Annotated in this window: 18 protein-coding genes; 8 read left to right on the forward strand and 10 right to left on the reverse strand. The window is 69.2% G+C overall.

The genetic code is table 11. The annotated features are described in order from the left end of the window. Positions 1-12: 12 nt before the first annotated feature. On the reverse strand, positions 13-876 hold the full coding sequence (locus tag ACW178_RS03930; RefSeq protein WP_287105164.1) for a tetratricopeptide repeat protein: 864 nt from the start codon (positions 874-876) through the stop codon (positions 13-15). 76 nt (positions 877-952) lie between these two features. On the opposite strand from ACW178_RS03930, the gene ACW178_RS03935 reads away from it, so the two are divergent. Continuing rightward, the gene (locus ACW178_RS03935) at positions 953-2,338 is read left to right on the forward strand and encodes a leucyl aminopeptidase family protein (protein ID WP_492024889.1); all 1,386 of its coding nucleotides are present in this window, start codon (positions 953-955) and stop codon (positions 2,336-2,338) included. 2 nt (positions 2,339-2,340) lie between these two features. Here the strand turns inward: ACW178_RS03935 and ACW178_RS03940 are convergent, their stop codons facing one another. Beyond that, positions 2,341-2,826: a hypothetical protein gene (locus ACW178_RS03940; RefSeq protein WP_287105168.1), complete on the reverse strand. Its 486-nt coding sequence runs from the start codon at positions 2,824-2,826 to the stop codon at positions 2,341-2,343. A gap of 175 nt (positions 2,827-3,001) precedes the next feature. Between ACW178_RS03940 and ACW178_RS03945 the strand changes: the two genes are divergently transcribed. Further along, complete coding sequence (locus ACW178_RS03945; protein WP_182713380.1) at positions 3,002-3,787, forward strand: C40 family peptidase; 786 nt, start codon at positions 3,002-3,004, stop codon at positions 3,785-3,787. A 333-nt stretch (positions 3,788-4,120) separates the two neighbouring features. On the opposite strand, the gene mmcB is transcribed toward ACW178_RS03945, so the two are convergent. The 3 genes from mmcB to ACW178_RS03960 all read right to left on the reverse strand — a co-directional run bounded on the left by mmcB (position 4,121) and on the right by ACW178_RS03960 (position 5,869). Further along, on the reverse strand, positions 4,121-4,576 hold the full coding sequence (gene mmcB / locus ACW178_RS03950) for a DNA repair putative endonuclease MmcB (protein WP_191557900.1): 456 nt from the start codon (positions 4,574-4,576) through the stop codon (positions 4,121-4,123). A gap of 105 nt (positions 4,577-4,681) precedes the next feature. Beyond that, on the reverse strand, positions 4,682-5,215 hold the full coding sequence (locus tag ACW178_RS03955) for a carbonic anhydrase (RefSeq protein WP_152949403.1): 534 nt from the start codon (positions 5,213-5,215) through the stop codon (positions 4,682-4,684). A gap of 135 nt (positions 5,216-5,350) precedes the next feature. Continuing rightward, the gene (locus ACW178_RS03960; protein ID WP_409615981.1) at positions 5,351-5,869 is read right to left on the reverse strand and encodes a lipocalin family protein; all 519 of its coding nucleotides are present in this window, start codon (positions 5,867-5,869) and stop codon (positions 5,351-5,353) included. Between the two features lie 303 nt (positions 5,870-6,172). Here ACW178_RS03960 and ACW178_RS03965 point away from each other — a divergent pair, with 303 nt between their 5' ends. Then, positions 6,173-7,726, forward strand: a complete 1,554-nt coding sequence (locus ACW178_RS03965) for a methyl-accepting chemotaxis protein (RefSeq protein ID WP_287103767.1) — start codon at positions 6,173-6,175, stop codon at positions 7,724-7,726. A gap of 261 nt (positions 7,727-7,987) precedes the next feature. Here the strand turns inward: ACW178_RS03965 and ACW178_RS03970 are convergent, their stop codons facing one another. Beyond that, positions 7,988-8,485 (reverse strand): GNAT family N-acetyltransferase, encoded by a 498-nt coding sequence (locus ACW178_RS03970; protein ID WP_492025046.1) that lies wholly within the window; start codon positions 8,483-8,485, stop codon positions 7,988-7,990. A 47-nt stretch (positions 8,486-8,532) separates the two neighbouring features. Continuing rightward, the gene (thpR, locus tag ACW178_RS03975; protein WP_287103770.1) at positions 8,533-9,072 is read right to left on the reverse strand and encodes an RNA 2',3'-cyclic phosphodiesterase; all 540 of its coding nucleotides are present in this window, start codon (positions 9,070-9,072) and stop codon (positions 8,533-8,535) included. 130 nt (positions 9,073-9,202) lie between these two features. On the opposite strand from thpR, the gene ACW178_RS03980 reads away from it, so the two are divergent. Further along, positions 9,203-9,952 (forward strand): Bax inhibitor-1/YccA family protein, encoded by a 750-nt coding sequence (locus ACW178_RS03980; protein WP_152949408.1) that lies wholly within the window; start codon positions 9,203-9,205, stop codon positions 9,950-9,952. A 55-nt stretch (positions 9,953-10,007) separates the two neighbouring features. Here the strand turns inward: ACW178_RS03980 and ACW178_RS03985 are convergent, their stop codons facing one another. Both ACW178_RS03985 and ACW178_RS03990 read right to left on the reverse strand, forming a co-directional pair. After that, positions 10,008-10,352 carry a DUF2794 domain-containing protein gene (locus ACW178_RS03985; RefSeq protein WP_191557902.1) on the reverse strand — a complete coding sequence of 115 codons (345 nt, stop codon included), beginning with the start codon at positions 10,350-10,352 and terminating at the stop codon, positions 10,008-10,010. Positions 10,353-10,647: 295 nt separating this feature from the next. Further along, on the reverse strand, positions 10,648-12,018 hold the full coding sequence (locus ACW178_RS03990; protein WP_492024890.1) for a trypsin-like peptidase domain-containing protein: 1,371 nt from the start codon (positions 12,016-12,018) through the stop codon (positions 10,648-10,650). A 159-nt stretch (positions 12,019-12,177) separates the two neighbouring features. On the opposite strand from ACW178_RS03990, the gene ACW178_RS03995 reads away from it, so the two are divergent. The 4 genes from ACW178_RS03995 to ACW178_RS04010 all read left to right on the forward strand — a co-directional run bounded on the left by ACW178_RS03995 (position 12,178) and on the right by ACW178_RS04010 (position 15,264). Then, complete coding sequence (locus ACW178_RS03995) at positions 12,178-12,477, forward strand: DUF6356 family protein (protein ID WP_191554920.1); 300 nt, start codon at positions 12,178-12,180, stop codon at positions 12,475-12,477. A gap of 80 nt (positions 12,478-12,557) precedes the next feature. After that, a complete protein-coding gene (gene rlmN / locus ACW178_RS04000; RefSeq protein ID WP_492024891.1) occupies positions 12,558-13,718 on the forward strand; it encodes a dual-specificity RNA methyltransferase RlmN in 1,161 nt (386 codons plus the stop codon). A gap of 255 nt (positions 13,719-13,973) precedes the next feature. Then, positions 13,974-14,414, forward strand: coding sequence for a DUF350 domain-containing protein (locus tag ACW178_RS04005; protein WP_054764615.1), 441 nt, complete (start codon positions 13,974-13,976; stop codon positions 14,412-14,414). A 19-nt stretch (positions 14,415-14,433) separates the two neighbouring features. Next, on the forward strand, positions 14,434-15,264 hold the full coding sequence (locus tag ACW178_RS04010) for a S1 family peptidase (RefSeq protein WP_492024892.1): 831 nt from the start codon (positions 14,434-14,436) through the stop codon (positions 15,262-15,264). 104 nt (positions 15,265-15,368) lie between these two features. Here ACW178_RS04010 and ACW178_RS04015 read toward each other — a convergent pair whose 3' ends face one another. Then, a complete protein-coding gene (locus ACW178_RS04015) occupies positions 15,369-18,236 on the reverse strand; it encodes a M16 family metallopeptidase (RefSeq protein WP_287103756.1) in 2,868 nt (955 codons plus the stop codon). Positions 18,237-18,247 lie beyond the last annotated feature (11 nt).

Raw genomic sequence — 18,247 nt, forward strand, 5'->3', positions numbered from 1 at the left:
GGTTCCTGCCGATCAGCCGCCTTTCAAGGAGGACCAGGTGCGGGCGGTGTCGCTGGGCGATGGGGCGGAGGCGACCGCCGGCTGGGGCGTGGCCGGCGTATTGCGCGCCGCCAGCCAGGCCAGGTTCTGATCGGCCAGCTCGGGGGGCAGTTCGCGGCGCAGGATCTGTTCAGCCTCGCCCATCTTGCCTTGCAGGCCCAGGGTCATGGCCAGGGTCTGGCGCACCTTGCTGGAGGCCGTCGGCTGGGCCGCAGCCCGTCGCAGCAGGGCCTCGGCGCCGGGGGCGTCGCCGTGGGTCAGGGCCGCCGTGGCGGCGTTGGTCAGGACGTCGGGATTGTCGGGCGACAGGACCAGAGCCTGGTTCCAGGCCGCGCGCGCGTCGTCGAACCGGCGCACCTGCTCATAGGCCACGCCCAGCAGGGAATAGGGCCGCCAGTCGCGGGGCGCCAGGTCACGGGCCTTTTCCAGCGGGGCGATGCCGTAGAAGGCCTGGCCCCGGCCGATGTGGGCGCGGCCCAGCTCCAGCAGGGCGTCCAGATTGGCGGGCTGGAGGGCCAGCAGGGCCTCGGCCGTCTGGGCGGCCTGATCATAGCGGCCCAGTTCGCGCAGGGCCTGGGCCAGTTTGATCGCCGCCACGGGATCGGCCGGGTTCAGGTCGTGCTCGCCCGACCAGAAGACCGAACGCGCCAGGGCGTCCATCCGATCATAGGCGGCGCGGACCTCGGCCGAGGCGGGCGCGCGGGTCGCGCTCTGACCGCCGCTCTGGACGGCGTTCTGGGGCGCGCCCTGGCTCTGGACCGGGGCGGCCGCGACGGCGGGGGCCGCCGACAGGCTGAGAAGGGCGACGGTTGCGAGAAGGGCGGGCATGGGCGACATGGGGGGAGTCCTGACGGTTCCTCGGTCCGCCTCAGAATCGCCGGTTCGCGTCAACTCTTGGTTAAGAAGGTTCGCCATGCTCGCCTCCCATCCCCTGCTGGTCGCCGCGAACGCCGGAGAGCGGGCCGTTCCGATCCGCCTGTCGGCGCCGGGCGCGGTTCTGGACGGGGCGGCGAAGTCCTGGGGCGAACGGCACGGCTTTGCCGGCAAGGCCGGGCAACTGCTGATCGTGCCGGAGGGCGAAGGGATCGGTCAGGTGCTGCTGGGGAGCGGCGCGGCCTTCGATCCGGTCCTGGCGCGGGGTCTGTCGGCCCGGCTGCCCGGCGGCTTGTACCAGCTGGAGGCCGAGCCCGAGACGGCGCGGGCGGCGGCCCTGGCCTTCCTCCTGGGGGCCTATGTCTTTGACCGCTACAAGGCCCGGCCGGAGCGGGCGCCGGTTCGGCTGGTCGCGCCCGAGGGGCTGGACCTGGATGAGACGACGCGGATCGTCGCCGCCTGCGCCCTGGCCCGCGAGATGGTCGACACCCCCGCCGCCGACATGGGGCCGCTGCAGATCGAGACCATCGCCCGCGAGATCGCCGAGAGCGCGGGGGCTGCCGTGACCGTGACCACCGGCGAGGCCCTGCTGGAGGCGAACTATCCGGCGGTCCACGCGGTCGGTCGTGCGGCCGCTCCGCACCGCGCTCCGCGGCTGATGATCGAGATCGGCTGGAAGCTGGACCGGACCGACCTGCCTCTGGTGGCCCTGGTCGGCAAGGGGGTGGTGTTCGACACCGGGGGGCTGGACCTGAAGCCCGCCGCCGGCATGCGCAATATGAAGAAGGACATGGGCGGGGCCGCCCACGCCCTGGCCCTGGGGCGGCTGGTCATGCAGGCCGATCTGCCGGTGCGGCTGGCGGTCATCGTGGCGGCGGTGGAGAATGCGGTTTCGGGCGACGCCTTCCGGCCGGGCGACATACTGAACAGCCGAAAAGGGCTGACGATCGAGATCGGCAATACGGACGCGGAGGGGCGGCTGATTCTGGCCGACGCCCTGACGCGGGCGGGGGAGCACGCGCCCGACCTAACCCTGGACTTCGCCACCCTGACGGGGGCGGCGCGGATCGCCCTGGGGCCGGAGCTGCCGCCTCTCTACACGGATGACGAGGCCCTGGCCGCCGATCTGCTGGCCGCAGGGCGGGCGGTGGGCGACCCCCTGTGGCGCATGCCCCTGTGGCCCGGCTATCGGGCGGCCCTGGACACCGAGATCGCCGACATCAAGAACGACGCCTCGGCCTGGGCGCAAGCCGGGTCGGTCACGGCCGCCCTGTTCCTGCAAAGGTTCGCCCCCGCCAGCGGCGCCTGGGCCCATATGGACATCTTCGCCTGGAATCCCCGCGCCCGACCCGGCTTCCCCGAAGGGGGAGAGGCCCAGGCCATAAGGGCCTGTTACGCCGTGCTGAAGGCGCGCTACAGCGGTTGAGGTCAGGCCGGGCTCAGCCCGAAGGTCCATGCCCCCTGAGGCGCATCGTCGGGCGAGCCGGGCTGCGGCGGTCGGGGGCGGCGGATGCGGCGGGCGCGGGTGCGGGATCGCAGTCGCTGCGCCCAAAGGCGGGTCTGGGCCCGGAGGGCCTGGCCCGCCCTGACCAGGCCGCGCCAGCCGGCGACGGCGCGAAGGCTCAGGGCCAGGACGGCGAGATCAAACAGCACCGTCACGTCGAACATCAGCACCCAGGCGATCAGGTCCGGCGCGGCCATGGCGAACAGCCGCACGCCTTCCGCTTCGAACAGGGCGACCGCCGCCGCACCGAGACCGATCACGAGGATCACGCCCAGGATCTGACCGCGCGTCAGGCGCGACAGGAGCGACGCAGGCCGCTCGACCAGCCAGAGCCGCAGGACGGTTCCGACGGGGCCCTGGTCGAACCGCGTCAATCCCAGGACGATCAGCAGACACAAGGGCGCGAGCATCGAAAATCCCCAGGACGGCGCACGGCGGCTTGGCCGTTCCGCATCGAGATGGGCGTCCATCGACCAGACGCAAGGTCGGCCTGCGGATGAGAATTCCACAGAAAGACCGGGCCCATTAACGGCCGATTCGGCTTCCGGGGATAAGACTGCGGCTTCAGCCAATGCGAGCCCAGGTTTGACTGACCGCCTCGATCTTCTTCCGCCCGGCGATCGTCTCGCCCGCCCGGACCTGGCCGAACAGGCGCTGGAGGGCCTTGTGCGGGCGGCCGCCTATCGGGCGACCGAAGCCATGTCCTGTCGCGTAGCCGTCGCCGACGTCTGGTCGGACGGGGGCGAGCGGATCGACCAGCTTCTGCATGGCGAGATCTTCGACGTCCTGGATCGGGCGGACGGCCGGGCCTGGGGTCGGGCGCGCCGCGACGGCGTGGTCGGCTGGGTGGTTCTGGACAGTCTGTCGGCCGGCGCGGCCTTGCCGACGCGAAGGGTGGCTGCGGTCGATGCGGCGCTGCCGCTGAACGCCCTGGTGGTCGAGACGGCGGAGGGCGTTGCGGACGCCGACCTGGCGCCGATCGGAACCTTTGAGCGGGATCCTGTCTCCGTGGCCGAACGCCTGCTGGGCCGGCCGCATGAACTGGGCGCCCGGTCCTCGGTCTCGACCGACTGTTCGGGTCTGGTGCAGCAGGCCCTGCTGGCCTGCGGCCTGCCGGGGCCGCGCCGGTCCGACGCCCAGGCGGAGCTGGGCCGGGCCGTGTCGGCCGAGGCCCCGGCGCGCGGCGACCTGGTGATCTGGCTGGCGCCCGGCGGCGACCACGACTGGACCGGCCATTCGGCCCTGATGATCGACGCCGAACGGATCATCCACGCCACGGGCGGCAAGGGGGTTCTGATCGAACCCCTCGCCGAGGTCGAGGCCCGGCTGACCGCCGAAGGCTTTGCGACGGCGATCTTCCGCCGCCTCTGAGACCGGGCGGGACCGTCGGGGTTGTGACGCCCCTAAAAAGACTGTCCGATGTGTCCGATGTGTCCGATGTGTCCGATGTGTCCGATGTGTCCGATGTGTCCGATGTGTCCGATGTGTCCGATGTGTCCGATGTGTCCGGTTCAGGCTGCGGCGGGCGGTTTCATTTTTGAAATTCGGCATTGAATCTAGCGAGGGGAGGACGGTCGGCGTCCTCTCAGTCGGTTCGCCATGTCAAAGACCGGATCGCCAGCCTAGCCCCGGCCGCGCCCCGGTTGCGTCGAACCCCCGGCCTGCTCTAAAACCCGTTGAACCGACCAGGGATTTTTCGCGAAACTAGGGGCGTTCGTCGCGGAAGGTCCGCAGGGCGCCCAGACGGGCGAAGGCCAGGGTCAGGGCCTTGCGTCGGGCCGGCGCCAGGGGGGTGGCCGGCGCCTCGCGCACCACCGCCCCGCCGAAGCCGTCGGCGACGATCAGCCCCGGCGCCTGGGGCAGAATCTCCTGGGGAAACTCGGGCGCCACGGCGAAATAGAAGGCGTCGCAGAAGGGGCCGTACTCCTGCCATTTGCGATCGACGCGATAGTCGTCGACGCCTGACTTCACCTCGCAGATGACGACGTCGCCGCGCGGCCCCAAGGCCATGACGTCGGCCCGTCGCCCATTGGGCAGGCCGACCTCCAGCAAGGGCGCATAGCCCAGGTCCAGCATCAGCCGCGCCGCCCCGCGCGTGACCGAAAGCGTGGTTTCCGGCCGGCTGAAGACCAGTTCGAGATGAAGGGCGGCGGCGGCCATGCCGACTTATGTTCCGGCTATGTTCCGAATGCAAGCGGCCTGCCGACCAGGCGGGCGGCAGGCCGAGACGTGCAGGCCGTGTGCGGCGTGGGGAAGGCGCTCTGCCTAGGCGATCTCCTCAACATGGCCGTCCAGGTCCATCAGGGCCAGTTCGACCTCCAGATGGGGGTGGCGCTGTTTGATGGCGTCGCGCAGGGCGTGAAGCTCCTGCGTATGGACCGCCAGTTCCTTTTCGGGAGTGTCCACCGTCTCGGCGCCCAGGATGACCTTGTAGGCGCCGCAGTCGCGGTGGTCGATCACCACGACCTTGTGGATGTGATGCAGGTCGATGGCGACGTCCAGATGGCTCCAGAAGGTCTGGCCCCAGCTGGGGAATTTGTCGGTCAGGGCGCCCAGGGAGGCGCCGGCCAGAACGACGTGGTCGTATTTGTCGTGCAGACCGTGGCCTTCCATATAGGCGACGGTGTCGTCGGTGAGGCGGTAGTCCATGCAGGTCAGCAGCAGGATTTCCGTATGGCCCCGCGCCCGGGCTACGCCCGGCGCCAGGGTGGACAGAAGGCTGACCCCGCCGGCCATGGCCAAGAGGCCGAAGGCGCCGCGGCGGGACAGGGACGGGGTGTGGGCGCAGCAGTCGGGCATGGCGATCGCTCCGGATTGATCAGGCGATCACGGGTATCGGCGTTCGGTCAGTGCGCATAGTTCGTACCCTTCCGGAGCCGGTTGACAACCTGTCGTTAACGATCGCGCATCGGGTCCGCCTCAACAGATCAGGCTCTAACGGCCGGTGCTGACGACCCGGCTCATGTCCAGCCCCAGGGCCCGGGCGCGGGCCAGCAGGCGGGCGCGATCCGCCGCCGAGGCGTTCTGGTCACGATGCCAGATCCACCAGTCCGACTTGTTCGGGAGGGCCAGGATGGCCCAGTCGTAGTTCGGATCGTGATCCCAGACCCAGTAGTTCTGACCCGCCAGGCCGCCGAAGCTGAGCAGGCCTGGCAGGGTGAAGCGGAACTTGGCGTTGGTGGTCGTGTCGGTGATCCTGGCGTCGGCGCGCAGGGTTTCGTTGCGGCCGTCGGCGAGACGGGTGCAGGTGACGACCAGGCCGTACCGGTCGGGTCGGTCCCGGAGGGTGAAGTCGATCTGGGCCCGGCTGCAGTCCTTCTGGACGTCGTTGTGGCTGCGCTCGATCTCGAACCAGCGGCCGTCGAACCGATCGAGATCGACGGCGCGGGACTGGGCCAGGGCGGTGGACGGCGCAACGATGAGCGAGACGGCGATCAGGGCGGCGCGGAACATCCGTGGTGATCCTCGTTGAATCTCGTCTTGTACGTCCGACGGCGAGGCGCGGTTGCCCCCACACACGCGCGTCGTCGCCGGGGCGAAATCCGCGCGGCGAGGCGTCGGTCTAAGGGAAAATCGAAAAATCCTGACACCTGTCGCAGATCTGAGACAGGTCCGCCTCGCAGTCTCGAACCGTCGCCCGTAGAGCGGGATGAAGTTCACGCCTCGTTAAGAGCGCCGATTGCCTCAGTAAATCGAAATAGAGATGCCAATATCGCATATGCTTAGGCCCAAAAGTATTTAGAAAGGCGAGACGAAATGTCTGACATCAGCGAGAAAATCGTCACCTGGAACGCGCAGCAGCGTGAAGTGGGTGAAGTGGTCTATAAGCGCGCAGGCAAACATCTCGAACAGGCCCTGCTGGACGCCTATCGCGTAATCGACCCGACGCTGGACGCCCTGCCTCGTGACGTGTGGGAGAACGAGAAGCGGAAGTTCGCCTTCATTTCGCGCGGCGACTTTCCGCCCGAATATTTCGAACAGCAGGCGGTGATTACCGAGAACATCTCGAGCAGCCTCGATTACGCGACCTATTTGAGCAAGACCTATGCGGCCTACGCCGCCGGTCTGGCCTCGGGGCTGGTGAAGGAAAAGCCCTGGAACGAGAAGGCCGACCATGCCCTGATGCTCAGCCTGATGCGGTCGGTCTTTTCTGACGCCAGCGTCGTCATGTTCAACTATTTCCAGATCCTGAACGCCAAGGCCGACGAGGAGCGCGCCCTGGTCGAGGCGGAGCGGCGGCGCGTCGCCGAGGAGCAGGATGCGGTGGTCGCCGCCCTGGCCGACAGTCTGAACCGGCTGGCGCGCGGCGATCTGACGGCGGTGATCACCGCGCCGTTCAACGGGCGCTATCAGCAGATCAAGGACGATTTCAACGCGGCGATCGACAGTCTGCGCGAGGCCATGAGCGCGATTTCGACCTCCACCAGCGGGCTGCGGGCCGGCTCGGATGAGATCGCCTCGGCCTCGGACGACCTGTCGCGCCGCACCGAACAGCAGGCGGCCAGTCTGGAACAGACCGCCGCCGCCCTGGACCAGATCACCGCCACCGTGAAACGCAGCGCCGAGGGCGCAAAACAGGCCTCCGCCGCCGCCTCCGACGCCACCGTCGGCGCCGCCCGCTCGGGCGAGGAGATGCAGGAGGCGGTCGCCGCCATGGGCGAGATCGAGGAAAGCTCCAAACAGATCACCAACATCATCGGGGTGATCGACGAAATCGCCTTCCAGACCAATCTTCTGGCCCTGAACGCGGGCGTGGAGGCGGCGCGCGCCGGCGACGCCGGGCGCGGTTTTGCGGTCGTCGCCCAGGAGGTCCGGGCCCTGGCCCAGCGCTCGGCCGAGGCGGCGCGCGAGATCAAGGCCCTGATCGCCAACAGCACGGCCCAGGTCGAGCGCGGCGTCAAATTGGTCGGAGAGACGGGCAAGGCCCTGGGGGGGATCGTCAAGCGGATCGCCGATATCGACGGGCTGGTGTCCGAAATCGCCCAGTCGTCGCAGGAACAGTCCACGGGGCTTAACGAGGTCAACTCCGCCGTCAATCAGATGGACCAGGTCACCCAGCAGAACGCCGCCATGGTGGAGGAGACCACCGCCGCCGCCGCCAATCTGCGCAACGAGGCGGGCGAGCTGGAGCGGCTGGTCGCGCAGTTCCAGACCGGCCGGCCCGCCCAGGCGGCGAAGCGGCCTCAGCCGGCCCAGGCCGGCCGCCACGCCCCGGCCGACAATCCGGTCGCCAAGGCCCAAAGACGGCTTGCCGTTGCGGTCGGAGCCACCCAGGGCAACGCCGCGCTCAAGGACTGGGAAGAGTTCTGACGGCGCCCCCGGGCGCCTGATCGGCTCCAGGTTCAATCGACATTCAGCTGACTGCGGTCAGGCCGCTCGTCCCGCGTCGGAGGGCCTTGATGCGGCGACCGGGTTCATCAAAGCGAACACGGCGGATTCACAGCGGTCACGACGCCGTCTGAACGCGCCGTGTTCGCCGTGACCTCGTCGTGCCCCGTTGTGATGAACCCACCCTCAATCGGCGTTCCGCCGCCAGACGTTTTCCCTTCCGCTGACGCGGGAAGATTGGCCCTAGCCCGCCAGGGCGAGGCGGTTTCTGGCCCAGTCGGCGCGCGTCTGGCCCCACAGATGGACAGGCAGGTCGGCGAAGGGCTCGGGCAGGCGGGTGGGGCCGCGCAAAGTCGAGCCCAGCCGTTCGGCCAGCCGGATCGAGGCCGTATTGTCCAGGTCGATCGTGTGCACCACCTCGTCCCAGCCCAGGACGTCGAAGGCGTAGCCGATGGCTGCGGCGGCGGCTTCGAGCGCATAGCCCCGTCCCGTGGCGTCAGGGTGCAGGGACCAACCGACCTCCGGCCCCGGCCAGCCGTGGGGTCGCCACGGCCCGATCCGCCCGAGCCACCGGCCGGTGGCTTTCTCAAGCACCGAGAAGAAGCTCTCGCCGGTCAGGCTCCAGGCGCCGGCGACGGTCGCCATGATCCGCCAGGTCTCGGCCGGCGTCTTGGGGCCGCCGATGAAGCGCGTCGCATCGGGATCGGCCTGGAACTCGGCCCAGCGCGGAAAATCCTCCATCGTCGGTGGACGCAGGATCAACCGTTCGGTCTCGATGCGGATCTCGGTCACAGCAGATACTCCCGCTCCAGCTCATAGTGACTGCCGTCGTCGGTCAGGAGGCTGGAATAGAGGCCGAAACGGTCGATGCGGATCGGCGGCGAATGCAGCAGATTGTGGCCCGCCATCCAGGCGCCGATCCGGTCCGGATTGGTCTGGGGCTTCAGATAGGCCAGGGTGACGTGGGGACGATAGTCGCGCTTCTCCAGGACGATGTTCGCCCGCTCGCCCGCCTTCCTGCAGCGACCGGCCAGGACCGACAGGGGGTCATTGGGCGTCTCGACGCCGGCCCAAATCGTGTGGCTGCGATGGTTGTCGCCGAAGGCGCCCACCCCCTTCAGCACGATCTCGAACGGGGCCCCGGCGACGCGGGCCAGTTCGGAGGCCAGGTCGTCGGCCCGGCGCTCGTCGGTCTCGCCGTAGAAGGCCAGGGTGACGTGAAGCGCCTCCAGCGGCCGCCAGCGGGCGCCCGGCAGGCCGGACTGACGCCGCTGAAGCGTCTCGCCGACGTCCGGCGGCAGGGTCAGGGCGGTGAACAGACGCAACATGCGACTGTTGGTAGCGGTCGGAACCGCCGTTTCCAAGTCCGGTTTTCCTTGCACTGGGAGCCTCGGCTTCCGATATTCAAGGCCTGTGACCGGGGAAGTCTCCCCGGCCTATCGGAGAAGGTTCGTCGCCATGAGCGATTTCAACAACGGCTACGCCCGCCCGCTTCCGCAGACGGCCGACATGTCGGTCGACGCCGGCCTGCGCAGCTTCATGCTGGGCGTCTACAACAAGCTGGCTCTGGGCCTCGTTGTCGCGGCGGCCCTGGCCTATGTCACCGGCAATGTGCCGGCGGTGCAGCAACTGCTGTTCGGCGTGACGCCGGACGGCCGCGTCGGCCTGACGGTCCTGGGCATGGCGGTCCAGTTCTCGCCCCTGGTTCTGCTGTTCGGCTCGATGTTCTTCATGAAGAACCCGACGGCCAAGGGGGTGAACCTGCTCTATTGGGCCGTTGTCGCCTCGATCGGCGCGGGCCTGGGCATTCTGTTCCTGCGCTATACGGGCGCCTCGCTGGCCTCGACCTTCCTGGTCACGGCGGCGGCCTTCGGCGGTCTGAGCCTGGTGGGCTACACCACCAAGAAAGACCTGTCGGGCATGGGCACCTTCCTGATCATGGGCGTGATCGGCCTGATCATCGCCATGATCGTCAACATGTTCCTGCAATCCGGGACCTTCTATCTGATCATCTCGGGCCTGGGCGTGCTGATCTTCGCGGGCCTCATCGCCTATGACACCCAGCGTCTGAAGATGACCTATTACGCCCTGGGCGGTGACCAGAACGCCATGGGCGTGGCCACGGGCTTCGGCGCGCTCAGCCTGTTCATCAACTTCGTGAACCTGTTCCAGTTCTTGCTGGCCTTCATGGGCGGCAACCGGAACTGAGATCGGTCGCAAGACGGATGCGGAAAGGGCCCCTCGCGGGCCCCTTTCTTTTTGGTCAGTCCACCACCTGAAACTTCCGCCCGTCGAACACTTTGAGGGCCTGGGCCAGGTCGCGGCCGCGTTTCAGGATCTGGCCGCCCTCGCCGATGATCGCCCACTGGCCCTGGCGGGTCTGGAGGGCCGGGCGTTTTTCGATGCGGTACAGGGGCGCGTCGCCCGAGCGGCGGAAGACGGCGAATTCGGCGAAGTCCTTGTGGCCGACCATGGCGTAGTCGCGCCAGTCGCCCAGGGCCACCATCCGGCCGTAGACCCGCAGGATCAGGTCCAACTCGCGCCGTTCGAAGAAGACCGGGCCGGCCTGTGGAGATGGGGGCGGCGGCTCGTGCGGGGTCAGGCTCATGATCTGAACTTAGGCGCATCGGCGCGGGACGCCAGAGGGGGTGGAAAAAGCGCTTCAGACACCAAATGGCCCCGTTTCGGTCCTTCGCCCGCCCGTTTGGGCGGCGAAATAACGATCATCGGCTCGTCGGAGTTCGGAAGCGTCCGGATCCTGAACAGCCCCCCCAGCCCCCTGGATGTTTCCAACAAGGGCTCCGGCGGCCGATGCTTCCTCCAAGCGAGCGCCCGCCCTGCCGATCCCCTCCCCCTCCCAGGCAAGGCGGGCGTTTCGCTGTCTGGAGCCCGGCTGGAGCCGCTCAGGCGGGCGTCTTCTCCTCAGCCGTCTTCTCCCGGGGCGTCTTCTCCAATGTGATCGTTTGGGTGTCGCCGCCGCGCCGCACCTCCAGGGCGACGGAGCCGGCTGCGGCCTCCAGCGCCCGAGCCGCCGCCCGGATGTCCGCCGTCGCAACGCCGTCGACGGCGAGAACAAGGTCGCCGGCCAGCAGTCCGCCCTGGGCGGCGGGCGTGCCGGCCTCGACGGCCGAAACCTGAACCTCGCCCTCCATGTCCCGCAGGGTGGCGCCATAGGCCAGGACGCGGTCCACGCCGACCTGGACCGGGGCCTCGACCGGCGGCTCGACGGCGAGGGCGGTCGTGGCCTCGCGCCCTCCGCGCAGATAGACGACGTTCAGGCTGGAGCCCGGCGCGGCGACGCCGACGGTGGCGTTGACGGAGCCGGCGTTGGCGACCGGTCGCCCCTGGAGGCGCAGTATGACGTCATCCTCGCGCAGGCCCGCGCGTTCGGCGGGCGAGCCGGGGGCCACATCGGCCACCACGGCGCCGCGCACGATGCCCAGCCGCATCCGGCGCGCCTGCTCGGGCGTCAGGGAGGCGAAGATGGCGCCGGTCTCGCCGCGCTTGACCTCGCCCTGGGTGCGCAGCTGGTCGGCGACATAGAGCATGATGCGGGTGGGCACGGCGAAGGCGATGCCGTCATTGCCCCCGCCCATGCCGCCCGACAGAATGGCGGTGTTGATGCCGATCAGCCGGCCCCGGCTGTCCAGCAGCGGCCCGCCCGAATTGCCCGAGTTCACGGCCGCATCGGTCTGGATATAGTCCTCCACCGCATCGCCCAGGCCCGATCGGTTCAGACCCGAGATCACCCCCATGGTCAGGGTCTGGTCCAGGCCCAGGGGGTAGCCGACGGCGAAGGCCAGGTCGCCGGTCCGCAGGGTGTCGGAATCCACCGTCTGCACCTGTTTCAGGTTCAGCGGCCGCCCGTCGGGCGTGATCCGCAGCACGGCGATGTCGGTGGCCTTGTCCGCCCCGACCAGGACGGCGTCGAACAGCCGGCCGTCGATCAGATCGACGGTGAATTTCCGCCCGTTCTCGACCACATGGTTGTTGGTGATCACCAGGCCCTGGGCCGCGTCGATGACGACGCCGGAGCCGGAGGCGTAGGGTTTGGGATCGTCCGCATCGGAACTGGGGCCGCGCGACTGGCCCAGGGTCGTCACCTTGACCACGGCCGGCAGCGAGCTTTCCAGACCTGCGGCGAAGCTGAAGACGCCGCGGCGCGCGTCATAGGGTAGGACGGTGGGCGCCGACTGGGCCAGGACGGGGCCGGCGGAGGCCAAAAGGGCGGTCGCGACAGTCAGGGAGGCGGCGGCCGAAAAGCGAAGCGTCATAGAATGTCCCTTGATCGAGCGGCGACCTTAGCCCGACTTGATCGACCTGACGATGGGCGCCGTCCCGATCGAAGGCCGCCGCGTCGGATCCGTGAAACAGGGCTTGCGCGGCGACCGTTCCCGCGTGACCATCGTCGGGCGAACACCGGGAGCCGCCGCATGAACCAGACGACGATCGACCGCGACCGCCGGGGTTCGACGCCGTTCGACCGCCTGTTCCGCGATCATCCGCGCGAGGTGGGCGAGACCTATTTCCAGCACATGGCCGCCTCGGGCGGTTTCGGTTTCCGCCTGCTGCGGCTGGCGGGCGCCGCCTTCGCCCACGCCCTGGTTCCGGGCGTGCACAAGACCACCGTCTCCACCGCCATCCGGGGCATGGCCCAGGAGATGGGCGGCCGGGCGGAGGAGGCGAAACAGAGCCGGATGCGCGACGCCGGGGTCTGGGACGTGGGGCTTTAGGGCGCTCCGACCGGCCCGGTCATGCAATTGCCGGGGTTTGTGCTATAGAGGCGGGCTAAACCGCATCCAGGATCGCCGCCTTGAGCATTACGCTCGATCTTTCCCGTGTCTCGAACGCGCCCGCTGTGAAGGCCCCCGTCAACCTGTCCGGTCTGACGCGCGCCGGCCTGCGCCAGGCCCTGATCGATGCGGGCGTCTGCCCGCCTGAAAAGGCCAAGATGCGCGCCAGCCAGGTGTGGAGCTGGATCCACCACTACGGCGTCACCGACTTCGCGGCCATGTCGAACGTCGCCAAGGACATGCAGGCCAGGCTGGCCGAGCATTTCACCCTGGCCCGTCCCGAGATCGTGGAACGCCAGGTGTCCAAGGACGGCACGCGCAAATGGCTGATCCGCACGGCGCCGGGCATAGAGATCGAGACCGTCTACATCCCCGACGTGGGCCGGGCCGGGGCGCTTTGCGTCTCGTCCCAGGTCGGCTGCACCCTGAACTGCACCTTCTGCCACACCGGCACCCAGAAGCTGGTCCGCAACCTGACCGCCGCCGAGATCGTGGCCCAGGTCCAGGTGGCCCGCGACGACCTGGAGGAATGGCCGTCGCCCAAGGAAGACCGCCGCCTGTCCAACATCGTCTTCATGGGCATGGGCGAGCCGCTCTACAATTTGGACAATGTCTCGGACGCGATCGACATCATCTCGGACAATGAGGGGATCGCCATTTCGCGGCGGCGGATCACCGTCTCGACCTCGGGCGTCGTGCCGATGATCCCCGAGCTGGGCGAGCGGACCGGGACCATGCTGGCCATCAGCCTGCACGCCACCAACGACCCGCTGCGCGACGTCCTGGTGCCGCTGAACAAGAAATATCCGCTGGACCAGCTGATGGCCGCCATCCGCGCCTATCCGGGCCTGGGCAACGCCAAGCGGGTGACGTTCGAATATGTCATGCTGAAGGGCGTCAACGACAGCCCCGAGGAGGCGCGCGCCCTGGTCAAGCTGATCCAGGGCATACCGGCCAAGGTGAACCTGATCCCTTTCAACCCCTGGCCCGGCACGGACTACCAGTGCTCGGACTGGAAGACGATCGAGGTCTTCGCCGCCATCCTGAACCGCGCCGGCTACGCCAGCCCCATCCGCACCCCCCGCGGCCGCGACATCCTGGCCGCCTGCGGCCAGCTGAAGTCCGAAAGCGAGAAGCTGCGGGCGAGCGCAATCAGGAAGGCGGAGCAGGCGGCGGCGTGAGCGGCCTCTTCGGACCTTCCCCCGCGTGCGGGGGAAGTGTCAGTTCGTCGAGCGTAGCGAGACGGCTGACGATGGGGGAAGTCTATTTGCTTTAAGCAAGACTTCCCTCTCCGACCCTGGTCCGCTGCGCGGACGCCGGGCCACCTCTCCCGCAAGCGGGAGAGGGTCTATGGACCGTCTCCGACACATAATGTCACCCAGTGTGTCTCAGTCGCGCTTGCGGATTGGGGCGGCAATCGGGCAAGGCGTAGAGACATGGACCCCTCATTGACGAACGTCCTGTCGAGCGCCGAGGTGCAGGCTTTCGCCTCGGGCTTTCCGGTCATGGTCACGCACCTGATCGTGACCCTGCTGCTGCTGGCGGCGGGGGCGACGGTCTACGCCCTGCTGACGCCGTGGAAGGAGATCGCCCTGATCCGCGAGGGCAATCCGGCGGCGGCGGTGGCCTTCGCGGGAATTCTGGTGGGTCTGGCCATTCCCTTGGCGGTGTCCCTGTCGGTCTCGACCTCGGTGCGGGACGTGGCCATCTGGGGCGTGGCGACCCTGGTGCTGCAGTTGCTGGCCTTCCGGGTTGTGGACCTGATGCTGCACGGCCTGCCGCAGCGGATCAAGGACGGCGAGGTTGCGGCCTCGGTGGTCCTGGTCGGGGCCAAGCTGGCGACCGCCCTGATCCTGTCGGCCGCCCTGACCGGCTGAGCGGCGAACGGATCGCGTCATGCAATTCCCCCGCCTGCCGGACTGGGCCATCTACGGAGCGGTGGCGGGCGTGCTGCTGGCGGTGTCGCTGGGCCGGCGCGAAAACGCCGACGCCCCGCCCGCCCCGCCGCCGCCCGACGAGATCGAGGGCGCCCTGCTGGGGCCCGTCACCCCGTTCGACACGGCCGTCACCCTGGACGCGCCCGACACGCCCTTTACGCCCCAGTCCGGCACCGCCTTCTCCATCGCCGGACGCGGCCGCTGGGTCACCGCCCGCCATGTGGTCGAGGGCTGTCGTCGGCCGGCCCTGGTGGTGGGGGGCGACCGCGCCGTGGCCGCCGACGTTCGGCTGGCGCCCCGGGCCGATGTGGCCCTGCTGATCACCGACGGGGGACCGCCGGCCTTGCCGGTCGCGGCCCAGGCCCCGCTGCGCAAGGGCCAGCGCGCCTTTCATCCCGGCTTTCCGCAGGGGCGGGCCGGGGAGGTGACCTCGCGCCTGCTGGGCCGCGAGACGCTGAAGGTGTTCGGCCGCGGCGCCCATGACGAGCCGGTCCTGGCCTGGGCGGAGGTCGGTCGCACGGACGGGCTGAACGGCACCTTGGCGGGCCTGTCCGGGGCGCCGGTCATGGACGGGCGGGGCCGCGTCCTGGGCGTGACCATCGCCGAGGCGCCGCGCCGGGGCCGGATCTACACCACGGCCCCTGAATCCTTCGCCCCCGCCATTCGCGGCGAACAGCGGGCGGACGAGGCGGCGCTGGGCGAGCCGGTGACCATCGACAACTACGGCCGGGTCGCGGATGCGCTGAGGCGCGATCTGCGGGTGGCGCAGGTGGTGTGTCTGTCGGTTTGAGAGAGGCGATCCGTGCTAGTGAGTGGTGCTAGTGAGCAAGGGGAGAGCGAAGCCGAGGCTGCCTTCCATTCTGCTCACTAGCACCAGCACTTTTCACTTCACCCCTACTTTAGCGAACCGCTGTTCAGATTCAGCTCGCTCGCCTCGATGACCTCCAGGTTCGGGTGTTTGGCACGCAGGGCGTCGAGGAACAGCGACCCGTCGCCGACGATCACCAGGCTGGCGCGATTGACCGGCAGGTGTTCGGCGAAGGCGGCCTGGACCTGTTCGGGGGTGACGGCGCGGACGCGGCCGGCGTAGTCGGCCAGATCGCTCATCGGCAGGTCGTAGAGGGCCAGGTTGGCGACCAGGGCGCCCAGGCCGTCGACCGTCTCCAGCGAGCGGCCGAAGCCGCCGATCAGGGTGGCCCGGCGCGGCGCCAGGTCGGCCTGGGTCGGGGTTTCCGCGCCCAGTTTGGCGATCTCGGCCAGGATCAGATCGGCCACCTCGTCGGCGGTCTCGTTCTTGGTCTGGGTCGAGGCGGTGAACAGGCCCGCATCGGCGCGGGCGCCCAGGGACGAGCCGGCCCCGTAGGACAGGCCGCGCTTGATGCGGATCTCCTGGTTCAGCCGCGACGAGAAGCCGCCGCCCAGCAGGGTGTTGCCCAGGGTGAGCGGGAAATAGTCGGCGTCGGTGCGCGACACGCCGCGAATGGCGGCGACGACCGCAGCCTGACCCGCGCCCGGTTGGTTCACCACGACGATGCGCGGGGCCAGGGCCTGACCGGCCGGGTTGGCGACAGGCGCGGCCGCCTGTCCCTCCGGACGCCAGTCGCCGAACGCCTGCTGCGCCAAGGCGCGGGCGGCGGCGGGGGTGATGTCGCCCGAGAAGACCAGGGTGGCGTCCGAGGGGCGATAGCGGGCGGCGTGGAAGGCGGCGACGTCCGCCGGGGTGATGGCGGGCACCGACTGGACCGTGCCCGAGCCCGGCGCCCCGTAGGGGGCGTCGCCATAGACGACCCGGCCCACGGCCTGGCCGGCGATCGAGCCCGGCTGGCTGAGGGCGACGCGAAGATTGTCCAGGGTCTGGGCCTGCTGGCGCTCAAGCTCCTCGGCGGCGAAGGTCGGGTTCTTCACCAGATCGGCCATCAGGGCGACCGTCGCGGGGAAGGCGTTGGCCGGGGCGTTGGCGTAGACATTGGTGAAGTCCACGCCCGCGCCGGCGCCGATGGAGGCGCCCAGCTGTTCGATCTCGGTCGCGATTTCGGGCGCCGACTTGGTCTTGGTGCCCTGGGTCAGAAGGGCGGCGGTCATCGCGGCGATTCCGGCCTTGCCGGCCGGGTCGTCGGACGAGCCGGCGTCGAAGCTGAGGCGGGCCGAGACCAGAGGCACGCCGTCGGTCGGGGCCACCAGGACCCGCAGGCCGTTGTCCAGGCGGAAGTCGGCGACGGCGGGGGTGGCCGGGGCCACTTCCGCGCCGGGCTGCGGCAGGGGCGTGCGCTGGGCTTCCGGCAGCAGGACCGCCGGGGCGCCGGCCGGCGCCAGGTCGGCGACCTTGACGGGGGCGTCGACGTTCATCTTCTGCACCGAAGGCGGGTTCTGTTCGTCGGCGGGCAGATAGCGGATCGTCGACTGGCGCTGGGGCGTCAGATATTTGCGGGCGACGCGCTGGACGTCGGCGACGGTGACGGCCTGGATCTGGGCGATCTCGCGGTCGGCGGCGGCGGCGTCGCCGGTGTTGATAAGGGCGAAGCCCAGCGCCGAGGCGCGGTCGTCCACCGTCTCGCGATTGCGCAGGGCGTCGGCGACGATCTCGTTCTTGGCCTCGGTCAGTTCGGCGGCGGTGACGGGGGCGTCGCGCAGCTTGGCGATCTCGGCGTTCAGGGCGGCGATCCCTTCGTCCGCCGTATGACCCTGGGCCATGATGGCCAGGGCGGTCAGATTGCCGGCCTGCTGGGCGAAGTCGGGGGTCGAGCCGATCTGGGCGGCGATCTGCTGATCATAGACCAGGGAACGATACAGGCGGCTCGATTCACCGGTGGACAGTATGCCGTCCAGCACGGTCAGGGCGGCGCGGTCGGCGTCGGCGTATTTGACCGTCGGCCAGCCGATCACCACGGCGGGCAGGGGGACGTTGGGCGCATAATAGGTGACGTCGCGCGGAGCGGTCGGCTCGGGCTCGGCCACATTGTTGGCCGGCAGCGGCGTGGTCGGGTTCTTCAGCGGAACGAAATACTGATCGATCCAGCGGTCCAGCTGGGCCTGGTCGAAGTTGCCGGCGACGATCAGATAGGCGTTGTCGGGCCGGTAGTAGGTGGCGTGGAAACGCAGGACGTCGTCCAGGGACGAGGCCTCCAGCTCTTCGATCGAGCCGATGCCGGGACGGCGATAGGGGCTCTCCTGATACAGGGTCTCGGGCACGAACAGGCCGAACAGACGGCCATAGGGGTTGGCCAGGATGCGCTGGCGATATTCTTCCTTCACCACGTCGCGCTCGGCGACAAAGGTCGGCTCGTCCACGACCAGGGAGCCCATCCGCTCGGCCTCGGCGAACAGCATCCGCTGCAGGTGGTTGGCGGGGACGGTCTCGAAATAGGCGGTGGTGTCGTCTGCGGTGAAGGCGTTGTTCGAACCGCCCACATCTTCGGTCAGCCGGTCGAAGGTTTCAGGCGGCAGGTTCCTGGTCGCCTTGAACATCAGATGTTCGAACAGGTGGGCGAAGCCCGAGCGGCCGGCCGGATCGTCCTTGGACCCGACCTTGTACCAGACCTGGACCGTCACGTTCGAGGTGTCGGCGTCGCGGGCGGTGTAGACCTCCAGCCCGTTCGGCAGGACGCGCTTGGTGAAGCCCAGCGGCGGGACGACCACCGCCTGCTGGGCCTGGGCCGTGACAGGCGCAGGCGCGAGTGCGGCGGCCGGCGCCGCGAAGGCGGGCGCGGCGAGGCCCAGCAGCAGGGCCGAGGCGGCGACGGTGACGGTGAGGCGGACTTTCATCGAGATCTCCA

The sequence above is a fragment of the Brevundimonas sp. AVps4 genome, assembly GCF_058681525.1.